Source organism: Fibrella forsythiae, assembly GCF_017353175.1.
In the GTDB taxonomy this organism is placed as follows: domain Bacteria; phylum Bacteroidota; class Bacteroidia; order Cytophagales; family Spirosomataceae; genus Fibrella; species Fibrella forsythiae.
The window spans coordinates 1-21469 of sequence record NZ_JAFMYW010000011.1; the positions used below are offsets into that span (position 1 = coordinate 1).

Here is a 21469-nt window from a genome sequence, read left to right on the forward strand (position 1 = left end):
TCCGGGTGTGCTGGTGACACTCTACCAAAATGGCAGCGCAGTAGCAACTACTACTACGGATGTGTCAGGTGGTTATAGCTTTACTGGTCTGGCTTCTGGCCCACAGAACATCTACCAGGTTGGCTTTGCTACCCCATCAGGCTTCGTTACGACGGCCGCAAACGTTGGCAACAACGACGCAATCGACTCTGATGTGCAGATGGTAACGGGCCGCACAGGTACGTACACGCTGGTTGCCGGTGAGTTCAACCCAACGGTTGATGCTGGCTACTATAAGCCTGCCTCACTGGGTGACTATGTCTTTAATGACAAAGACAGAAACGGTGTTCAATCGCCGGGTGATACGCCTATTCCAGGGGTAGTAGTTGTTCTGTACCAGAATGGCTCTCCTGTAGCGACGACCACCACGGACGTGAACGGTCTGTACTCGTTCACAGGCCTGACCCCAGGTAGCAGCAATTCTTACAGTGTAGGCTTCACGACGCCATCCGGCTTCACACCAACTACACCGCAATCGGGAACGGATACATCGAAAGATTCAGACGTGAACCCAATCACGGGTCGCAGTCAGAGTGTGACCTTGTCATCGGGCGAGTACAATCCAACGATCGACGGAGGCTTTATTCAGCCAACGGCGGGTCTGGGCGACTACGTGTTTGAAGACAAGAATGCCAACGGCGTTCAGGATGCCGGCGACGTGCCGATCCCGGGTGTGCTGGTAACTCTGTACACAAGCGGAAGTGCTATCAGAACAACGACCACAGATGCTAATGGTCTGTACAGCTTCACAAGCCTGACGCCGGGGACGCCATACGTGGTTGGCTTCGGTCAGCCTGCGGGCTTCCTGCCCACACTGGCTAACGTAGGTACGAATGACGCCTTGGACTCAGACGCTTCAGTAGCTACGGGTCTGACGGGTGTGTACTCACTGACAGCTGACGAGTTCAACCCAACGGTGGACGCTGGTTTCTACAAGCCTGCCAGCCTTGGCAACTACGTGTTTGCTGATGTGAATCGGAATGGAATCCAGGATGCAGGCGACAGCCCGATTCCAGGCGTGATTGTAACGCTCTACCAGAACGGTAGTGTTATTGCAACTACTACTACCGATGCTATTGGTCTGTATAGCTTCACGGGTCTGACGCCAGGTACGAGCAATAGCTACAGCGTAGGGTTCACGACGCCGGATGGTTATACGCCAACAACGCCTCGGTCGGGTACTAACGTAGCTGACGATAGCGACGTTGATCCGTTGACGGGTCGTAGCCAGAGCATTACACTGGCAAGTGGCGAAAACAACCCAACGGTTGATGGCGGGTTTATCCGCAATCTGGGTGCGATTGGTGATTACGTCTGGTTCGACTACAACAGCGACGGTCAGCAAGGATCGACTGTTCTGGAGCCTGGTGTGGCAGGAGTTACGGTACAGCTGTTTGCTGCATCGAATACAACTGTACCGCTGGCCACGACAACAACCGATGGCACGGGTAAATACCTGTTCGACAAACTGCCTTCGGGTCAGTACGTTGTCAAGTTCACGGCGCCAACTGGCAGCGTGTTCACGACACAGAACAAAGCAGGTGTTTCTCCTGAATTTGATAGCAATGCAGGTGTAGTGGACGGGCTGACCAGCATCATCACAATTGATGTAACGCAGCCACTCTCAAGCACCGCACGTGTCAATCTGACGATCGACGCTGGTATTGTTCCATACGGTTCTATTGGTAACTACGTATGGCGTGATACAAACAACGACGGTATCCAGAATGACGGTAACACAGGTATTGCCGGTATCACAGTTGAACTGTTCGGTGCCAATAACCTGAGCGTGCCACTGGCCGAAACGGTAACTGACGGAACAGGTTATTACCTCTTCGATAACCTGATTGCCGGTAACTACAAAGTGAAATTCACGTTGCCAACGGGTGAAACCTTTACCCTGACAGAGCAAGGTGGCGACCGCGCTGTAGACAGTGATCCGGGTGCCGATGGATTCAGTAAAGTAATTGCGATCAACACGGCGCTGCCCTTAGGCAACGTAGGTCGGAATAACATGACCATCGATGCAGGTGTAGCTACGAAGTGTGCCACACCGTTGATACTGGTAGCCGGTACCACAAACATGAGCTTGTGCGTAGGCGGGTCTACTTCGGTAAGCGCCATCGCCGTGGGATCATCGAAAGTGAACTGGTACCTCGATGCCACAGCGCAGGTGCTGGCCTTCACTACGGTAAGTGGACAGCCATATGAAGTAGCGCCAACGACGAATCTGACGTACTATGTACAGGCAGAAACGGCCGATGGCTGCAAGAGCGAGATCAAGCCGGTTGTCATCATCGTCAACGCCCGTCCGAACACGCCATCGTGTCTGAAGGAAGTGACGATCTGCAAAGACAAGATGTTCGATCTCACCACGGTGAAACTGAACAACGTACCGCTACCTGGCAGTACGCTGGAATGGCACACAGGTATCAGCGAAACTAGTCCGCTGGTGACGAACCTGACGGCTGTTGGAGCAGGTGAGTATTACCTCTTCGAGCGGTCACGCTACGGTTGCTACAGCTACCCTGCTGTGCTGACGGTGAACGCGATCGATTGCAGCTGCCAGAGCGTAGCCATGGTATCGACCAGCCTCACATCCGGTTCAGTTTGCGAAGGCGACAAGATCACGCTGGTTGCGCAGATTGGTGGATCGGCTACGGGTGTAACCTGGATGCCATCTAACTCGGCAACTGCAGGCACACTGACAGGTGCTACTAGCCTCACGGCCATGTACACACCATCTGCTGCTGATATCGCCGCTGGTCAGGTTGCCTTCACGGTACAGACCAACGATCCTGACGGAAACGGCGTTTGTACGCCTGCTTACAGCACCGTACTGGTAGTGATCAACAAGCGGCCGGATGCACCGCTGGGTGTAGCCTGTGACGATGAGATCCTCTGCCGTGGCACGAGCACAAAACTGTTCGGATTCACAACGGGAGCCAAGATCAACTGGTACGCCAATGGAACCTTCATCGGGTCAAGTGCAAGTGGTAAAGCACTCGTGGTAACACCAATGCAGTCGACTACCTACACCGCCATTGCTGAAAGTGCAGCTGGTTGCGTAAGTGTGCCATCTGAAGCGGTGATCGTAACGGTGAAAGCTACCTGTCTGGCCGACCTCGCGGTTGTGAAGACGGTTATGACAGCAGGCCCATATAAAGTAGGTAACGTGATCTCATACGGTATCACGGTAACCAACAATGGTCCGATCAACGCTACGGCGGTGACTGTATCTGAAATGCTTCCTGCCGGACTTGAATACGTCAGTGCCACGCCGGCCGGCGAATACAATGCCGCAACGGGTGTATGGACGATCGGTAGCCTGCTCAATGGGTCTAACCGCAGCTTGATCATCCAGGCGAAAGTGAAAGGAACCGGCTCTATCGTGAACCGGGTAGTGGTAACGGGTGGTAACGACGATCCAAGTAAGCCGGAAGACAACACCTCTACAGTGGGTATCACGGTAGACGATTGTAACACACCGGCTCCAACGATTGCCTGCGCCATCACTGCACTGTGTGGTCATGATCCGGCCGAGTCGACCATCCTGACTGCCCGCGATTGCGCCGGAACGGTTAAATGGTCGAACGGCATGACGGGCAACCGGATTGAAGTGTTCCCAACGGTGACGACTACCTACACCGCCAGTTGCGTAGTAGGTACGTGCACCAGCACTCAGTCGAACCCGATCACAGTGACGGTAACAGATGTACAGGCACCAACCATTCTGGCAAGTGCTGATAAAGTCTGCGCCGGTGGTGTGGTTAGCCTCACGGCTGTAGGTTGTACTAACGGCCAGGTGTACTGGTCAGACAATATGACCGGAACGGTTATATCGCTGACGGTAACTGCCGAAACGACGATCACGGCTCAGTGTCGCCTCAACAACTGCTACAGCCCATCAACAGCCAAGGTGATCAAGGTTGGTAACGACCTGCCAAAACCAACGGTTGTTTGCAGCACGACAGAGGTCTGCCCAGGCGAAACTGTTACGCTGACCGCTCAGAACTGCGTAGGTACGCCAGTTTGGAGCACAGGTGAGAAAACGGCCAGCATCATTGTAACGCCAACGGTTGGTAACAACAGCTACTCGCTACAGTGTGTGGATGGAACCTGCCTGAGCCCACGCTCAGACGACTACACGATCAAGGTAACACCAGCGGCTGTGCCAACGGTAGTGGCCTCGGCCGCGTCAGTTTGCACCGGTGGAGTGGTTAGCCTCACAGCTACGGGTTGCACGGGTAATGTAACCTGGAGCAATAACATGACAGGCAGCGTGATCTCGGTGACAGTAACGTCTACCTCAAGCTTCTACGCTTACTGTAAAGTGCGCGACTGTATCAGCAACCCATCGCAATCGGTAACGATTCAGGTAGGTAAGCCGTCGGCACCAACGATCCGGGCTATCCCGAACACGGCCATCTGCTCAGGTGAGTCGGTAACACTGACAGTAGCTGAAGGCTGTGCCAACGGAACTGTTAAATGGATGCCGGGTAATCTGACTGGTAGCTCAATCGTAGTAGTACCAACGATCAACACCGACTACACGGCCACCTGCGTAACCGACAACTGCGAAAGCGCACCGTCGAACGCTGTGAAGGTGATTGTGAAGACGGCTGGCACTGCACCAACGGTCGCTTCGTCTGCCCCATCAGTTTGTAACGGTGGCAGCGTAACGCTGACGGCTGGTAACTGCACCAACGGACAGGTTATCTGGTCGAATGGTATGACAGGTTCGTCGATCGTAGTAACCCCAACGGCTGATGCCAACACATATTCAGCAAGCTGCAAGCAGGCTGACAAGTGTGGAAGCCCACAGTCACGTGTGATCACGATCAACGTAACGACGCCACCAGCGCCAACGGTGATCTGCAGCACATCAGTGATTTGCCCAGGCGAATCAGTTGATCTGACTATCCAGAACTGTTCAGGTACGGCTATGTGGAGCACAGGTGCTGCTGACAACGGTAAGACAGTGATCACTGTATCGCCAACCAGCACAACCAGCTACTCGGTGAAATGCTCGGATCAGTCTTGCATGAGCGCGCCTTCATCACTGTATACCATTACAGTAGTGCCGGTGCCCGTGCCAGACGTAACGGCCAGTAGCACGATCATCAGCGAAGGCGAAAGCGTGACGCTGTCAGTATCGAACTGCCCAGGTACAGTAACGTGGAATACGAACCAGACTGGCTCGTCGATCGTGGTAAGCCCAACGGCTGCTGTCAGCTACTACACGGCTACCTGCCGCTTCCGTAGCTGCACCAGCGACCCATCGATCACGATCACGGTTCGTAAGAGAGGTCCAGAGAATTGCCTGGCTAAAGCCGGAACCCTGGTGCCAACGATCAGCGAAGTATGCGCGTCGACAATGACGACGGTAGCCCTCTCGGCAACTGACAACGGTGGCCGCGTGGTACCAGCCGGTTTCTCAGTCCGCTACGTGCTGACGAAAGGAACGGATCTTGTGATTCAGCAAACCGGCGATACACCGTCATTCACGGTGCCTGCTACAGAGGCTGCGATCTACACCATCCATACGCTGGTCTACAATCCGGCTACACTCGACCTGTCGACGGTGGTTCTGGGAACGACGAAAGCATCGGATGTGCTGACTAAGATTCAGACCAATCAGATCTGTGCTGACCTTGACGTAACGGGTGCCCGTACGAAAGTGAAGTACGTGCCTGCTCCGGTTATCATCGGTGTTGGAAACATCTACCGTTGCTATGGTGAAGTTGTATCGCTGACTGCTACAGGTTGCGATAACGGCCAGATCACATGGGGTGGCGGTGCGTCAGGTAAAGTATTTACCTTCACTGTGCTACATGACAACTGGTTCAGTGCTGTCTGCACAGTAGATGGTTGCAGCAGTGCACCATCGCAAATGGTAGACCACTACCTGGTTCAGCTGAAAGTACCAACGATCGGTTGCGACAAGCCAACAGTATGTGCGGGTGACCCTGCTACACTGACAGCTCAGGGCTGCGAGAACGCTGGTTACCTGTGGAGCACCGGCGAAACAACGTCGAGCATCGTGGTAACACCGGGTGAAAGCACAACCTACGCCGTGAAGTGTACGCTGAACGGTTGCCAGAGCGATTGGTCTCCAGCCTGCAAACTGACGGTTGGTCAGCCAGGTACGCCAGTTGTGAAAGTGAACGGTTCGACCAGCAACGTAACGACCTGCTTCGGCTCGCCTGTTACGCTGACCGCCAGCGGTTGCCCAGCGGGTGCCTTCGCCATCTGGAGTAACAACCAGGTTGGTAGCAGCATCACGGTAAACCCAGCCACTACAGCAACGTACACAGCGCAGTGCTGCACGTCGAACAACTGTAAGAGCAAGGTGTCTAACGCCATCGTGATTACCGTGCTGCCGAAAGTGCCACAGCCGAAAACGACGGATCTGACCAATACCTGCCCAATCCTGGCCGTGAATCTGGCCAGCGCAGTGGGTCCTGTACAGACTACCGGCGGAACGCTCGAGTACTACTCTAGCAGCACGCTTGAGCCAGCTACCAAGCTGACCAACACGAACGTGACGGCATCAGGTACGTACTATGTGGTTGAGAAAACGACTGGCGGTTGCTACAGCCTGCCTGCTCCAATCCAGGTGAACATCACAGCTTGTGGGGATCAGATCCCATGCGGTGATAATCCGGTAACGGCCGACGCAGGCGTGGATGCAGCAGTATGTGCAGCGAAGACGTATAAACTAAACGGTAAGGCAACCGGAAATAACCTGACTACCCAATGGACAACCAGCGGTACAGGTACGTTCGACAATGCCTTTAGCGGTCAGGCTCTGTACACTCCGTCGGCGACGGATGTACAGGCCGGCCAGGTCACGCTGACGTTCTCAGCGAAAACCAACAACACGGCCTGTGGCGTTAAGAGCGATGCCCTGGTGCTGACCCTCAATGGTCCGAAAGAGCAGCCGACGGTGTCGGTGATCGGAGCCACCCAGCTTTGCTACGGTGACTCAGTGAAGCTTCAGGCCCCAGCCGGGTTTACGTACCTGTGGAGCAACAAAGCCACAACGCAGAGCATTACGGTGAAAGAGGGCGGTGCCTACAGCGTTCAGGTCTTCGATCAGAATGGATGTAGCTCAGTGCCTTCATCAAGCGTAGCCATCAGCGTAGCTGCACCGGTAGCAGCTCCGCTGGTAGTCAACCTGCGCAACGCCTGTCCAGCTACAACGGTTAGCCTCAGCACAGCGCTGGGCGGTAATACAACGGCTGGCAGCACATACGAATACCGCATGGGTGAGTCGGCATCGTCTGCACTGGTCATGAATCCCGGTGTAGCTGGTGACGGTATCTACTACATCTTCGAACGGACGGCTAACCAGTGTGTGAGCCTGCCGGCCAAGGTGGTTGTGAAAGTGGTTGATTGCACCCAGGATGCTGGTAAGTCGGCCGACGTGTCGATTGCCAAACTGGTAAGCAATCCAGCGGCGAAAGTAGGTGAGTCAATCAAGTACACACTGAAGGTGACCAACAATGGTCCGGGTGTAGCCTATAACGTTGACGTCCGCGACGTACTGCCACTAGGTCTGAATCTGGTCATTGCCAACTCACCGGTTTCGTACACAGTAAGCAATGGAGCCATCTCGAAACGGTTCGACAGCCTGGCTGTTGGAGCAACTGACTCGGTGGTATTCATGGCCCGCCTGACCAAGAAGGGTAGCGTTGTGAACACAGCAAGCATCACTTACAGCGATGTAGTTGACCCTGCTGCGAACAACAACACCTCAAGCGTGACGGTTACGGACAACTCACCGTTCAAAGCTGGCCTGATTGGTCTGGCTAAGGAGGTGATGGGTACGCCAACCTTCACAAATGACAGCACTCTGGCCGTAGACTACCGGTTTACCGTGACCAACTTCGGCGACGAAGACCTGACAACAGTAGGTGTTACGGACGATCTGGAAGCTGTATTCGGAACAGGCAACGTACTGAGCGCGCAACTGGCCGTTACAGATGGCAGCAGCAAACTGGCAATTGACCCAGCTTACACAGGCGTAGGGGCTCACGTTCAGATGCTCGCCGCCAGCAGCACACTGGTTGCCGGTCAAACGTCGACCTTCGTGTTGAGCGCAACGGTTCATCTGAACAAAGCCGATACCGCTGCACGGACGTATGCTAACCTGGCAACGGCCACTGCCATGAACTCGACTTCGCAGGTAAGTGACGTGTCGGTTGAAGGGAATGACGCCGACCTGGATAAGGACGGTGATCCAACCAACGACAGTGGCGCAACGCTGATCACGATTCCGGCCACACCGAAGCCACAGGCGAAACAAATCGGTGTTGCTATGTCAGTTGCATCGGTGGTGAAACAGGCTGACGATAGCTATAATGTGACCTACAAGGTGTACGTGAAGAACTTCGGCACTGTTGCGCTGACCAACGTGAGCCTGCTTGATACAATCGCCCACGCATTTGCAAGTCCGGCTACCTACTCAATCGTGAGTGGTCTGGTGGCCAACGCAGGTAGCGAACTGATTGTGAGCAGTGACTTCGACGGTAATGCAACTCCGTACTACTTCAATAGCCATCTGAGCCGTCTGGCCGCTGGTAAAGCCGATACGCTGACTTACACGGTGAACGTGAAGCCTAACGGAGCCAACGGACCATTCTACAGCCAGGTGTACGCTTCGGCTAAGCCAGAGGGAACTACGCTGACGGTAACGGATAAGTCGAACACAGGTTCTACGATCAACCCTGATGAGGACAGCAAAACGGCTGTTCGCTTCGATCTGCCATCGGCACTGATGGGGGTAGCCAAAGCAGTAGGTACGCCGGTTCGGGTGTCTAATACGGTTTGGGATGTGCCTTACTCAATTAAGGTGTGCAACCTGGGCAGTGTTGATCTGAAGCAGGTACAGGTAGTCGATGATCTGTCGAAAGCCTTCGGCCACGGTGCTCAGGTAACGAGTGTGACGGTAACGGCCGATGCAGGTCTGAAAGTAAATGCGGGTTATACCGGTGTAGGCTTGTTGACAAACATGCTCGATACTACGGCCAGCACGCTTCCTGCCAAAGCAATCCGCTACATTCAATTGATCGCTCGTGTCAATGTATCGCAGGCTACGTCGCTAAGCTTCACCAACATTGCCCTTGGTTCGGCAAAAGGTGGAACGGTTGCAGTGGCTGATACGTCAAATGCAGGTTCGAATGTTGACCCTGACAATGACCTCGATCCTCGTAACAACAATGATGGCACCGGCGTTGTGTTGAACAGCCTGCCAGGTACGCCACACATTGGTGTTGCCATGATGGTTCGCGATACGGCTCGTCAGGCGAATGGTAGCTACAACGTCACCTATCGTGTGGTGGTTAAAAACTACGGTACGGTAGCGCTGAAGAATGTAACGCTGTCGGATAGCCTCTCGAAGGTGTTTAATCAGCAGGTAGGTGCCAGCTTCAGTGTTCTTGGCACACCAATTGCATCAGCAGGTAGTAAGCTGAAGGTGAATCCGGGCTTTAACGGAAATACTGACCCAGCGCTGGTAACGGGCGATTCTACAAGCCAATTGGCAGTAGGCGCTATAGATACCCTGCTTGTACGGATCAATGTAGTGACCAACGGACAAACAGGTACGTTCTTCAACTCGGTGTATGCCGCTGCGAAGGCCGGTCTCGAATCAGTTAGCGATGTGTCGACCAACGGCATGAACCCAGACCTGAACGGTAACAACAACCCGACAGATCTGAATGAAAGCGAAGCTACTCCGTTAAACCTGCCGCTGAATCTGCAAACAGTGTTCATTCCTGAAGGCTTCTCGCCAAACGGAGATGGTATCAATGATACCTTTGTGATCACCGGAACGCTGGGAGTAACAGTTAGTCTTGAGATCTTCAACCGTTGGGGCCACCGCGTCTACTACAGCGAAGACTATAAGAATGACTGGGATGGTAAGCCGAATACGGGTACGCAGGTGGGTAACACCAGCAATGGCCTGCCCGACGGTACGTACTTCTACGTCGTGAAGCTGAGCGATGGACGTGAATACGTACGATACATGACGATTAACCGGTAATAAGTAGGTTCAAGGTGGTCCGCCGCTGCGGGCTACCTTGACCTGAACATTCCAAAGCAGTCTATCTGATATGTGTAACAAACACGCTTTTAAACTTTGGGCAGCTGTGCTGCTGCTAACCCTCGGGGTTGGAAGCAGCCGGGTCCAGGCGCAGCAGGACAAGATGTTCTCGCAGTACATGTTCAACATGATGGCGCTTAACCCAGCTTATGCCGGTAGTCGCGATGTGCTGAGTATGACGGCCCTGTATCGGGCGCAGTGGATTGGGCTGGAAGGTGCCCCGCAAACGGCCACTTTCACCGCCGATATGCCACTGAACCGCGAACGCATTGGTGTAGGGCTTCAACTCTATAATGATCGTATCGGTAAGCAGACGGAGACAGGCGCGTACGCGTCATACGCCTTCCGCTTTCGGGTGGGGCAACGGTCAACACTCTCGTTGGGGCTGACTGGTGGTGTGTCTGCCTACAGCAACCGTCTGACTGAAGTTGTTACGTCGCCCGGGCAACTGGGACCAAGTGACCCGGCTTTTGCTACAGACATCAACAAAATGCTGCCTAATTTCGGTACCGGCATTTACGTGAGCAATGACCGATCTTATCTTGGTCTGTCAGTGCCTCGGTTACTGCGTAACAACCTGAGTGACTTCAATGCACCGGGTATCCGGTCTCGTCAGGCTCGCCAGGCGTACGCCATGGCTGGGTTCGTGATCGGATTGAGCCCTGCGTTGAAACTGAAACCATCGATGCTCGTGAAGTACTCGGAAGATGCGCCACTTGGATTCGATGGTAACGTGAACCTCTGGATCAATGATCGCGTAGCCATTGGTACGTCGTACCGGCGCAACCAGTTCTACACCTTCACTGACCAGACCAACGACGCCATCGTGGGTATGCTTGAGCTGCAACTCAGTGACCAGTTTCGGTTGGGTTATGCATATGACCGCACCCTAAACGGTCTGATGAAGTATGCACCAAGCTCACACGAGATCATGATTCGCTATGAATTAGGCTTTAACAGGAACAAAATTCTGACACCGCGCTATTTTTAAGAGTTCGGCAAAGTATTTGCTATTCAGAGGGTATGGTCTTCAGGTGAGGCCATACCCTCTCTTATTTTCTAACCCATCTCATACAGCTTCACGTATGAATTCACGTTTGTCTCTCGCCGTTTGCTGGTTACTGTTACTAGTTGGACCTGTTTCACTGGCTCAGAGTGCGGCTAAACGCGCTGATCAGCAATTTGCCCAACTAGCCTACGCTCAGGCAGCTGAACTGTACGAAAAAGCTATTCAGGAAGTTCAGTTGCCCACTGAAGCAGAGATACGTCAGGTACGGGCCAAACTAGGCTACTGTTATCGCCAGCTGCGTGATACACACAATGCCGAACGAGTGTATCGCGACCTGATTGGTGGAGGCCAACTGCCCGCCGAGTATAACGATGCTTACCTGCATTTTGCCCAGGCGTTAGCCAGTAATGGCAAATACAAAGAGGCGCAGGAAGCGTACGAAACCTACGGAAGTATTCAAACGACTGATAGCCGTGGGCCGCGCTTCTCCAAGCTATACCGCGATGTTAGCGCGCTCACCGGCAATGCCGGAAGCTACCGGGTCGATTTTCTCGACCTGAACACGCGCGATGCTGAATTTAGCCCAATGATCTATCGGGGCGGATTGGTATTTGTTACGTCGTCGAAGGCGGATAATGGTATTCGTCGTGTGTTCAAGTGGGATAATACGCCTTTCCTGGACTTGCATTACTTACCCGAGTTGAGCGCCGTGAAAGGAACAACCGCAGCTAGTTTGGGCGCTGGTAATTCGAGCCGCCGCCAGCTTCGAACCCAGTCTTACCGTCCGCTTGGGCGGGATGATTTTACCGCCAGTACCTCCAATGATAGCCGTACGGTGGGCGTTTACGGAGGTAGCCAGGTAGCTGCCGGTGAAGGCTACGGCATGGTGCCTGTATCTGAATCAGATCAGTTTAGCCAGTCGCTGAACAGCAAATACCACGAAGGCCCCGCCACATTCAGCAGCGATGGCTCACGGGTGATTTTTACCCGCAACAATTACAACAACGGGCAGTCGGCAACGAGTAAAGATGGCGTAAACAAACTGAAGCTCTACACGGCCAAGCAGGTCAGTGGCGTCTGGAGCGACATTGAAGAGATGCCTTTCAACAGTGACGAGTTTTCAACCGGGCATCCCGCACTGAGCCGCGATAACCAGCGCCTGTATTTTGCGTCTGATATGCCCGGAGGCTTAGGTGGTACGGATATCTACGTGTCGACGTGGGAGGGAACCCGCTGGTCGGCTCCTGTTAATCTCGGCGCGGATGTTAACTCAAAAGGCAACGAGCTGTTTCCGTTCATTGATGAGAAGGGAAACCTCTATTTTTCGTCAGATGGGCTGCCTGGCCTGGGAGACCTTGATTTGTTCTACGTTGAGATGGGATTGGATGGCAAAGCCACCAAGAACGTCCGCAACCTGGGCGAACCGCTTAATTCAGCTAAAGATGATTTTGGCATTGTAACCGATGGTGACCGCAAAACGGGTTATTTCAGCAGCAACCGGAAAAACGGTGGCGCCGATGATGATATTTACCGCTTCTCGCGGGAAGGATCATTGTACCCCTGCCGGCAACTGACGGTGAACGTGTTCGATGAGGTTACAAAAAATCCGTTGCCAAACGCGAAAGTTATCTTGCAGGGGGGGGAACCAGGCAATGACCGGAAAGAACTGCAGACGGATGCAAATGGCGATATCAAGATATGCGTGGATGCCGAAAGCGAACTAACGCTGGTTGCCATGCACGATGGATACCTCGACACGAAGGTTGGTTTTGCCACCCACAACATGCAGGACGACCAGCCGTCGCGGCTTGAAGTAGCCCTAAGCCACCCCACGATTCTACCCGCCCTGCCTGCCAAAGCGGTGACCACAGCTGAAGCGCCCGTTGGCACAGTAGTACAGCAGCAGGGAAAAGTGGTGAACCAGAAAGACAATATGCCTGTGCAGGGAGTGAAGATCACGCTGGAAGACCAGTGCAACGGAGGGTCGCAGCAGATGGTATCTGATGGCAACGGTCTGTATTCGTTCACTACCGTTCTGGGATGTGAATACAAGCTTGAAGCCGTTCACAAGAACATGGCCTGCCTGGGCGTGATCATCGCCGCTGATGGCAGTGGAACGCCTAACCTGACCATGCTAAGCGCCGGCGATATCCTGCGGATCGACAATATTTTGTATGATCTGGGTAAATCGAAAATCCGGCCCGATGCTGCCAAAGAGCTGGATCGGGTCGTGTACATGCTGAACCGGTATCCTAACATGCACATCGAGATGCGGTCGCATACGGATAGCCGCGCCACAACGGTTTATAACAAAACGTTGTCTACCAACCGGGCCAAAGCCGCCGTTGCCTATATGGCCACGAAAGGCATTGCCAAAGCTCGTATGCAGGCTACTGGCTATGGTGAGTCAGAACTGCTGAATAATTGTGCCGATGGCGTTAAATGTACGGAGGTGCAACACCAACTGAATCGGCGGACAGAGATCAAGATACTATCGATCGACTAGCTACTCGAAATGAAGTTGCCAGGTACGTACCTGAAAAATACGCAGAAGCCGTTTCCAGATTACCGGAAGCGGCTTCTGCGTGTTTGGCCGTTCACATGCTTTCTGTGTGCCGCAGGTACGTTCAGCACGTTAAATAGGGTTTGTCGCTGGTATTGAGTAAACAAACCCACGCGGCAGGGCTTTATGGTATAATAGGTAACCAATCTCGACTATAAAACCAAAACCAATAGCATGGGCGCAAATCGGGTAAAACAAATTCATGAACTGGGCCAAAGCATCTGGCTCGATTTTATTGACCGTCAGATTATGAAAAGTGGCGGGCTACAGAAGCTGATCGACGAAGACGGCGTTCGGGGTATCACCTCGAACCCGGCTATTTTCGAAAAAGCGATCAGCAGCAGCCAGGATTACGACGAGGACATAAAGCAACTGGCGCAACAGGGGAAATCCAACGAAGACATTTTCTATGGCGTAGCCGTAACTGATATTCAGCGGGCGGCAGACATCTTCAAACCCGTATATGAGGATAAAGTAAGCGGGGCCGACGGGTTCGTCAGTCTGGAAGTGTCACCTCACCTGGCTCTGGAAACTGCCGGCACCATTGAGCAGGCACGGGCTCTTTGGAAAGCGGTAGACCGCCCCAATGTGATGATCAAGATTCCGGGTACACAACCGGGTCTCGCCGCTATTCAGCAAGCCATCAGCGAAGGAATCAATATCAACGTAACCCTGCTCTTTAGCCTGGAGCGCTACGAGGCCGTTGCTGAAGCCTACATTGCCGGGCTGGAAGAACGCGCTAACGCCGGGCAACCCATTGACCAGATTGCCTCGGTAGCCAGCTTCTTCCTGAGCCGGATCGATACGCTGATAGACCCCATACTGGTTGAAAAAGGATTAAGCCAGCTGAAAGGTGAAGTAGCCATTGCCTCGGCAAAGCAGGCGTATCAGATTTACAAGCGGCTGTTTGAATCAGACCGGTTCAAGGCTTTGGCCGACAAAGGCGCAACGCCTCAACGGCTGCTGTGGGCCAGCACAGGCAGCAAAGACCCTGCTTTCTCGGACGTAAAGTACGTTGAGGCGTTGATTGGCCCCAAAACTGTTGATACAGTGCCCATGGAAACACTCGACGCCTTCCGCGACCACGGCCAGGCTGCGGCCCGGCTGGAGGAAAACCCGGAACAGGCGCAGCAGGTACTCGATCAAGTCAACGAGGCAGGAATCGATCTGGCTGCGTTGATGCAGCAGTTGGAAGATGAGGGTATTGAAAAGTTTAACAAACCGTATGACAAATTGCTTCAGGCGATCGACGATCAGAAGAAAAATCTGACGCCAGCCTAAACTGCCTGTGCATGCAAGCCAAAAGCCGAATCCCTCGCAGGGTTCGGCTTTTGGCTTTTAACAAATCTTATGTTGGCCCGAACGTAGTGTACCAGTCATCTTTGCTGATGAGCACGATCTCAATCAGCTGATGAAACAGTTTTTCAGAATAGCGTTCTTACTCAACGTACTAACGTCTCCACTCTTCGCACAACGTACCCAGCGGCAGATCGGCGACTGCGTCGTATTGACCATTCCATTCCCCGATTCCTTCTCCGGCGATTCAATCACCTTCGCGGTGGTGGCGCCAACCGGAGGACTGGTACAACGAAAGCCCATTTTCCTGTTTCGGCAGGGGTCATTACCTATTCCTCTGTTCACCAGTAATCCCAGGACAGGAAAACCGGCGTTAACAGAATTGCCCCGTACCTGCTATGACCACGAAGCGGAGCAGTATAGCATCATGATTGCCAAACCGGGCGTACCGCTGGTCGTTGCCGATACGTACCTGGATACGCTGTTCAATACCCGCGACAAGCCCGCACCGAGGATGTACCCGGCAACGTACCTGGCCCATAATTACCTCGACTATTACGTAAAGCAGACAAACGCCGTGCTCGCCTTTGTGCTGAAACAACCATGGGCAGATTCGAAACGAGTCGTTGTGGCGGGCGGGTCGGAGGGGTATCATGTGGCCATAAAAACGGCGTATACAAACAAACGGATAACGCATCTGATCGCCTCTTCGGGTGGGCTGGAAGGGCGTATGCAGTCGATCATCCGTACCGAACGGGCGAAAGGATTTACGGGGGAAGCCACGCAGGAAGAAGCACAACGTAGTGTTGAGGCCCTACAACAGGAATGGGCCGCCATCTGCCGGGATTCGTTGAACGTGAACGTAGCCGTAGGCGATCCGAACCGAACAATGTACTCGTTTTCGCATGGACACAACAAAGACTACCTGCTCTCGCTCGATATTCCGATCTGCATCATTTACGGTACCGCCGATGTGGGTGCTACATCCAACGATATTCTGCCGCTCGAATTTGCCCGCCACGGGAAAAACAACCTGACGGTACGAGCGTATCCGAACCACGACCACACATACCATAAACTGACCTACGATGCCGCTGGAAAAGTGATTGGCAAGGTGTACAACGGAATTGCCGTTGAGCAGGATTACTTTGCGTGGCTGAAACAGCACTGACGTAACTAGACACCACTATGCTGCTCGAAACGCTGACCGCCCTCTTTACCCGCGATTTGAACCGGGTGAAAACGGAATTGAATCAATACCACGATGAGGCCATGATCTGGGCTGTGCCGCCGGGCATTATCAACTCAGCTGGAAATTTGTGCCTGCACCTGATCGGCAACCTGAACACCTACATTGGCGGCGAACTGGGCCGGTCCGGGTACGTTCGCCATCGGGACCTGGAATTTTCCCTTCGCGACGTCCCCCGCGCCGTTATGCTGGCTCAACTTGATGACACCATTGCGACTGTTAGCCAAACGCTACTGGCTCTGGACGAGACTCGCCTAAACGAAGAATACCCGATGCTGGTGTTCGAGCAGAAGACATCCACGGGCTATTTGCTGGTTCATCTGGCTACGCACTTAGGCTATCACCTGGGCCAGATGAACTACCACCGGCGGTTAGTGCAGGGATAATGGAGTTGCCCGGCCAGCCTGTGTTGTCGACAGTTCATGGGGTCAATCCGACAGATCACGGCTTTTTTGTAGCTTGCCGAAAGCCGGGCCGCTACCTTGAATCGTTTTCGACATCACCTTATGCAGACCACCGCACCCACTGTTCAGTTCGACGACCGTATCATGCGGCTCATCGGTATTCCACTGGTGGGGTTCCTGATGCCGTTGCTGTTTTTTGGCACAACGCTGGAGAAAGGGCTGGTGGCGTACCTACCCATGTGGATCTCGTCTACCGCCCACACGCTGGTGTATTGGGAGGGAAGTCGCCTCGTTTACCTCCAGACTCGCCGCTGGTTTCCGGCCGTTTCGCAAACGACACAGCGGCTACTCTGGCTGACGGGGCTGTCGCTTCTGTTTGCTATGCTATTTTCAATGGTCGTCTGTTATGGCTTAAACGACCTGTTGAAATTGGCTTTTCCCGGTTTTATTCATCACAAGCCCGGTTTGCTTGAAGAATACAAGGCCACGCTTATTCCGCTGGTGATTTGCCTGGCCGTATACGAGTGTATCTATTATTTCCGTCAGCTGCGGGCCGCCCTGCTCGAAGCCGAACAGCTGAAACAGGCGAATCTGCAGTCGCAGCTGGAAACGCTTAAAAATCAGGTCAACCCGCATTTCCTGTTCAACAGCCTCAATACCCTCACCGCCCTGATTCCCGAAGACCCTGAGTTATCCGTACGCTTTGTGCAGAAACTGGCCAAGGTGTACCGCTACATTCTGGAAATCCGTGAACTGCAAACGGTGTCGCTGGCCGATGAGCTATCGGCGCTGCGGGCGTATAACTTCCTGATGCAGATTCGGTTCGGTGATCGTCTGACGATTCAGCTCGATTTGCCCGACGATTGCCTGATGGCCCGTGTGGTACCCCTATCGCTGCAAATGCTGGTCGAGAACGCGGTGAAACACAACGTTATTTCTACGCACAAGCCGTTGTTCATTCAGGTATTCATTGAAAACAACCGCCTCATCGTTCGCAACAACCTGCAACGGAAATCACAGACCAGCGTTGATGAACTGGAAGAATCGACGGGGGTTGGGCTGCAAAACATTCGGTCTCGATACCAACTGCTGGCCGGTCAGCGGGTCGATGTGATCGTGACCACACAGCAATTCGCCGTGAGCTTACCGCTGCTGGCTGCCACCGAACAACCCGCTATAGCCCAATGAACCTGCTGCTGATTGAAGACGAAGCCCCCGCCGCCCGTCGACTAACCCGCCTGCTGGCTGATATTCGCCCCGACTGGACCGTACTGGACGTGATCGACAGTGTAGAAGCCGCTGTGAACTGGCTACGTACCTACACCCACCCCGACCTGCTCCTGATGGATGTGCAGCTCGCCGATGGCATCAGCTTCGATATATTCCGGCAGGTGACGGTGAACGTACCTGTGGTGTTTACGACCGCCTACGACGAGTTTACGCTTCGGGCGTTCAAGGTCAACAGCGTCGATTATCTGTTGAAGCCCATCGATGAAGAGGAACTAGCTGCAGCCCTTCAAAAATTTGAGTCGCTCCACACCGCCAAACAGGCTGGCGAGGTCCACGAACTACCCTCGACACTGGCACAGCTGCTGAACCAACTGGCTGCCCCGAAGCCTGCGCCCAAAGAACGGTTACTGGTCAGGAATGGCGCGCAGATGGTCACCCTGCCCGTATCGTCGCTGGCTTACCTGTACTCCGACGAGGGGTTGACGTTTGCGGTCGATTCGGTTGGTAAACGGCATATTCTGGACTATACCCTCGACGAAGCCGCCGATTTCCTGCCGCCCAGTCAGTTTTTCCGCATCAGTCGTAAAGCCATCGTACAGGTGTCGGCTATTGGCAAGATTCACGCCTATTTCAACAGCCGCCTTAAGCTGGATTTGCAACCAACGCCCGCTTTCGAGGTGATCGTCAGCCGTGAGCGAGTGGCCGAATTCAAAGCCTGGCTAGATCAGTAGCCGTACTCTTTCCTAATGGTCTGATAATCTAGTACCTTGTCGTTGAGGTGCTAATTCGTCTTGCCATTCATTGTCGACCATCCATGAAAAAACAACTGTTTACCTACTGTCTTGTCGTTTTTGTTGCCGTCTGCTCGCTAAAATCAGGTGCTCAGCCTATCACGTCAACGCAGATCGACGCGCTTGTGCAGCGTACACTGACCACCTTCGACGTACCTGGCATTGCCGTAGCCGTGGTGAAAGATGGGAAAGTGGTTCATGCAAAAGGCTATGGTGTTCGTTCGCTGAAAACCCGTCAGCCGGTCGATGAGAACACGCTGTTTGGTATTGCTTCCAACAGCAAAGCATTCACCGCTGCCGCGCTGGGCATCCTCATGGACGAAGGCAAACTGACCTGGGACGATAAGGTGATTGACCACATACCTGAGTTCAGGATGTACAATGCTTACGTGACCGAAGAATTTACCATCCGCGATTTGCTCACGCACCGCAGTGGCCTGGGTCTGGGTGCGGGTGATCTGATGTTCTGGCCCGATTCCAGCAATTTTACCATGAAAGACATCATTCACAACCTGCGCTACCTGAAACCCGTTTCAGGCTTCCGGACCAAATACGATTACGACAACCTGCTCTATATGGTGGCTGGCGAGGTAGTGGAGCGGGTCAGCGGCAAAACTTGGTCTGAATTTGTGGAAGACCGGATCATGAAGCCGCTGCAAATGAACCGGAGTGCGGGCTATTACGAACGCCTGGCCGACAAAGTGAACGTGATCGACGCCCATGCGCCCGTTAATGGGAAGGTGCAGGTCATTGACCGGGACATGATGCGGTTTGGCTATTCAGCAGGCGGTATCAATTCCAGCGTGGCCGACATGAGCAAGTGGGTGATTGCCCAATTGAATAAGGGTAAATATGGCGATAATGGAAGCAAGCGGCTGTTCAGCGAAAGTGTCCACGCCGAAATGTGGGCTCCGCAAACGATTCTGCCGACCAACCCGACGCCGGTGCCACCGTATAATACCCACTTTTCTGCCTACGGGCTGGGCTGGTTTCTCTCTGATGTAAAAGGCCTCAAGCAAGTAACGCATACCGGCGGTTTGGCGGGCATGGTAACGCAGGTGACGCTTCTCCCTGAGCTCCAGCTTGGCATTATCGTTTTCACTAATCAGCAATCGGGAGGGGCATTTAGCTCGGTGACCAACGTTATAAAAGACAGCTACTTGGGCCTGCCGCCAACCGATTGGGTAGCCCGCTACAGCGAACGCAAAAAGCAAGGGGAGGATGAAGCCGAGAAAAGCATCGCAGCCATTTGGGCCGGTATAGAAAAAGAGCAAAAAGCGGCTACCGCGAAAGTCGATTTTGCCAACTACGCCGGTACCTATCGCGACCGATGGTTTGGCGATGTGGTGCTGAGTCAGCAGGGAGGACGTACCTGGTTCCGGTCGGTGCGCGCGCCGAAGCTGACGGGCGAACTGTTCTATTACAAGGGTAATACGTTCGTGGTGAAGTGGAATAACCGTAGCCTGGACGCCGACGCGTTTGTCACCTTCCAGGTAGATGACACCATGAAGCCAACGTCCATCAAAATGAAGCCCATCTCGCCCTTAACTGATTTCAGCTTCGATTTTCAGGACCTTGATCTGCAGCGGGTAAAGCAGTAAAATATTGCTTTTTTGCTCTAGGCCCTTCGACGGGCTCAGGACCTTGATCTGCAGCGGGTAAAGCAATACACGATAGCAACACACGTCTAACCCAACCACCCATGCCAAATTCCTTTACCCGTATCCTCCTGCTTTTCTCGCTATTAGTGTTGCTTAAAGTCAGTGCATTGGCGCAGGAAACGGCCAGTGCCGATGCAACGCGCAAGGCCTTTCTGCAACTAATCGACCATCCTCGGGTGCCACTGGCTTCTGTTGTTAAGGTATTGCCAAACGTCGACGGCCTGCGACAGGAGCAGTTTACCTATGCTACTGAGAAAACACAGCGCGTACCGGGGATTCTGTTGAAGCAGGAAGGTAACCAGCGACGATCCGTTGTGGTGGTTCTGCACGGCACCGGTGGCACAAAAGAGGGGCAACTAAGCGTGCTGAAAACGTTGGCTAGTCAAGGCTTCATTGCCATCGCCATTGACGCACGGTACCACGGCGAACGGCAAACCGGCACGGGCTCAACCCAGTACGTAGCAGCTATGCTCCAAACGTACCGGACAGGCCAGGAGCATCCGTTTCTCTACGATACCGTCTGGGATGTGCTGCGACTGATCGACTACCTGGAAACCCGGCCTGATGTAGATGCATCCCGGATTGGTGTGATCGGTTTTTCGAAAGGCGGAATGGAAACGTACCTGGCCGCCGCCGTTGATCCGCGTATTGCCGTGGCGGTGCCGATGATTGGCGTGCAAAGCTTTCGCTAGGCGCTCGATAACAACATGTGGATGTCGCGCGTAGGTACGTTCCAGTCGGCTGTCGATGAGGCGGCCAAAGAAGCGGGTGTTGGCAACGTAGATGCTGCCTTCATCAAACACTTTTATGATCGGGTGGCCCCTGGCATCTACACTCAGTTTGATGCCCCGGCGATGGTACCGCTGATTGCACCCCGGCCACTGTTGGTTATCAACGGCGACTCCGATGCCCGAACCCCATTACCGGGCCTTGACGAGTGCATGACATCGGCAAAACAGGCTTATCACCAGGCCGCGGCCGATGATAAGGTGAAACTGTACATCGAGAAAAATACTGGTCATACCGTAACGCCCGTTGCCCTTCAAACTGCAGTAGACTGGCTGGTGACATGGCTGAAACCGTAGCTAAAATAGGTATACAAGCCGCCAGAGGGTC

At 53.7% G+C, this 21469-nt stretch carries 11 protein-coding genes; all 11 read left to right on the forward strand.

Annotation, left to right across the window (positions count from 1 at the left end):
• Window positions 1–13 precede the first annotated feature (13 nt).
• The 11 genes from J2I46_RS27140 to J2I46_RS27190 all read left to right on the forward strand — a co-directional run bounded on the left by J2I46_RS27140 (window position 14) and on the right by J2I46_RS27190 (window position 21438).
• The gene (locus J2I46_RS27140; protein ID WP_310589090.1) at window positions 14–10090 is read left to right on the forward strand and encodes an SdrD B-like domain-containing protein; all 10077 of its coding nucleotides are present in this window, start codon (window positions 14–16) and stop codon (window positions 10088–10090) included.
• Between the two features lie 70 nt (window positions 10091–10160).
• On the forward strand, window positions 10161–11141 hold the full coding sequence (locus tag J2I46_RS27145; protein WP_207332245.1) for a PorP/SprF family type IX secretion system membrane protein: 981 nt from the start codon (window positions 10161–10163) through the stop codon (window positions 11139–11141).
• A 94-nt stretch (window positions 11142–11235) separates the two neighbouring features.
• Window positions 11236–13665: an OmpA family protein gene (locus tag J2I46_RS27150; protein WP_207332246.1), complete on the forward strand. Its 2430-nt coding sequence runs from the start codon at window positions 11236–11238 to the stop codon at window positions 13663–13665.
• 231 nt (window positions 13666–13896) lie between these two features.
• Window positions 13897–15003 carry a transaldolase gene (gene tal, locus J2I46_RS27155; RefSeq protein ID WP_207332247.1) on the forward strand — a complete coding sequence of 369 codons (1107 nt, stop codon included), beginning with the start codon at window positions 13897–13899 and terminating at the stop codon, window positions 15001–15003.
• A 130-nt stretch (window positions 15004–15133) separates the two neighbouring features.
• Window positions 15134–16189, forward strand: coding sequence for a hypothetical protein (locus J2I46_RS27160; RefSeq protein ID WP_207332248.1), 1056 nt, complete (start codon window positions 15134–15136; stop codon window positions 16187–16189).
• Window positions 16190–16206: 17 nt separating this feature from the next.
• Window positions 16207–16653 (forward strand): DUF1572 family protein, encoded by a 447-nt coding sequence (locus J2I46_RS27165; RefSeq protein WP_207332249.1) that lies wholly within the window; start codon window positions 16207–16209, stop codon window positions 16651–16653.
• Window positions 16654–16773: 120 nt separating this feature from the next.
• Window positions 16774–17859: a sensor histidine kinase gene (locus J2I46_RS27170; RefSeq protein WP_207332250.1), complete on the forward strand. Its 1086-nt coding sequence runs from the start codon at window positions 16774–16776 to the stop codon at window positions 17857–17859.
• A complete protein-coding gene (locus tag J2I46_RS27175) occupies window positions 17856–18632 on the forward strand; it encodes a LytR/AlgR family response regulator transcription factor (RefSeq protein ID WP_207332251.1) in 777 nt (258 codons plus the stop codon). The genes J2I46_RS27170 and J2I46_RS27175 overlap by 4 nt, the downstream gene beginning before the upstream one ends.
• Before the next feature lie 83 nt (window positions 18633–18715).
• Window positions 18716–20293, forward strand: coding sequence for a serine hydrolase (locus J2I46_RS27180; RefSeq protein WP_207332252.1), 1578 nt, complete (start codon window positions 18716–18718; stop codon window positions 20291–20293).
• 101 nt (window positions 20294–20394) lie between these two features.
• Window positions 20395–21045 carry a dienelactone hydrolase family protein gene (locus J2I46_RS27185; RefSeq protein WP_207332253.1) on the forward strand — a complete coding sequence of 217 codons (651 nt, stop codon included), beginning with the start codon at window positions 20395–20397 and terminating at the stop codon, window positions 21043–21045.
• Window positions 21046–21060: 15 nt separating this feature from the next.
• Window positions 21061–21438 carry an alpha/beta hydrolase family protein gene (locus tag J2I46_RS27190; RefSeq protein ID WP_207332254.1) on the forward strand — a complete coding sequence of 126 codons (378 nt, stop codon included), beginning with the start codon at window positions 21061–21063 and terminating at the stop codon, window positions 21436–21438.
• Window positions 21439–21469: the final 31 nt, after the last annotated feature.

Excerpts from the sequence above, each read along its gene's own strand:
- J2I46_RS27160 (WP_207332248.1), top strand. The coding sequence starts at position 15,134 with ATGAAACAGTTTTTCAGAATAGCGTTCTTACTCAACGTACTAACGTCT.
- J2I46_RS27180 (WP_207332252.1), top strand. The coding sequence starts at position 18,716 with ATGAAAAAACAACTGTTTACCTACTGTCTTGTCGTTTTTGTTGCCGTC.
- J2I46_RS27170 (WP_207332250.1), top strand. The coding sequence starts at position 16,774 with ATGCAGACCACCGCACCCACTGTTCAGTTCGACGACCGTATCATGCGG.
- J2I46_RS27150 (WP_207332246.1), top strand. The coding sequence starts at position 11,236 with ATGAATTCACGTTTGTCTCTCGCCGTTTGCTGGTTACTGTTACTAGTT.
- J2I46_RS27175 (WP_207332251.1), top strand. The coding sequence starts at position 17,856 with ATGAACCTGCTGCTGATTGAAGACGAAGCCCCCGCCGCCCGTCGACTA.
- J2I46_RS27165 (WP_207332249.1), top strand. The coding sequence starts at position 16,207 with ATGCTGCTCGAAACGCTGACCGCCCTCTTTACCCGCGATTTGAACCGG.
- tal (WP_207332247.1), top strand. The coding sequence starts at position 13,897 with ATGGGCGCAAATCGGGTAAAACAAATTCATGAACTGGGCCAAAGCATC.
- J2I46_RS27145 (WP_207332245.1), top strand. The coding sequence starts at position 10,161 with ATGTGTAACAAACACGCTTTTAAACTTTGGGCAGCTGTGCTGCTGCTA.
- J2I46_RS27190 (WP_207332254.1), top strand. The coding sequence starts at position 21,061 with ATGTGGATGTCGCGCGTAGGTACGTTCCAGTCGGCTGTCGATGAGGCG.
- J2I46_RS27185 (WP_207332253.1), top strand. The coding sequence starts at position 20,395 with ATGCCAAATTCCTTTACCCGTATCCTCCTGCTTTTCTCGCTATTAGTG.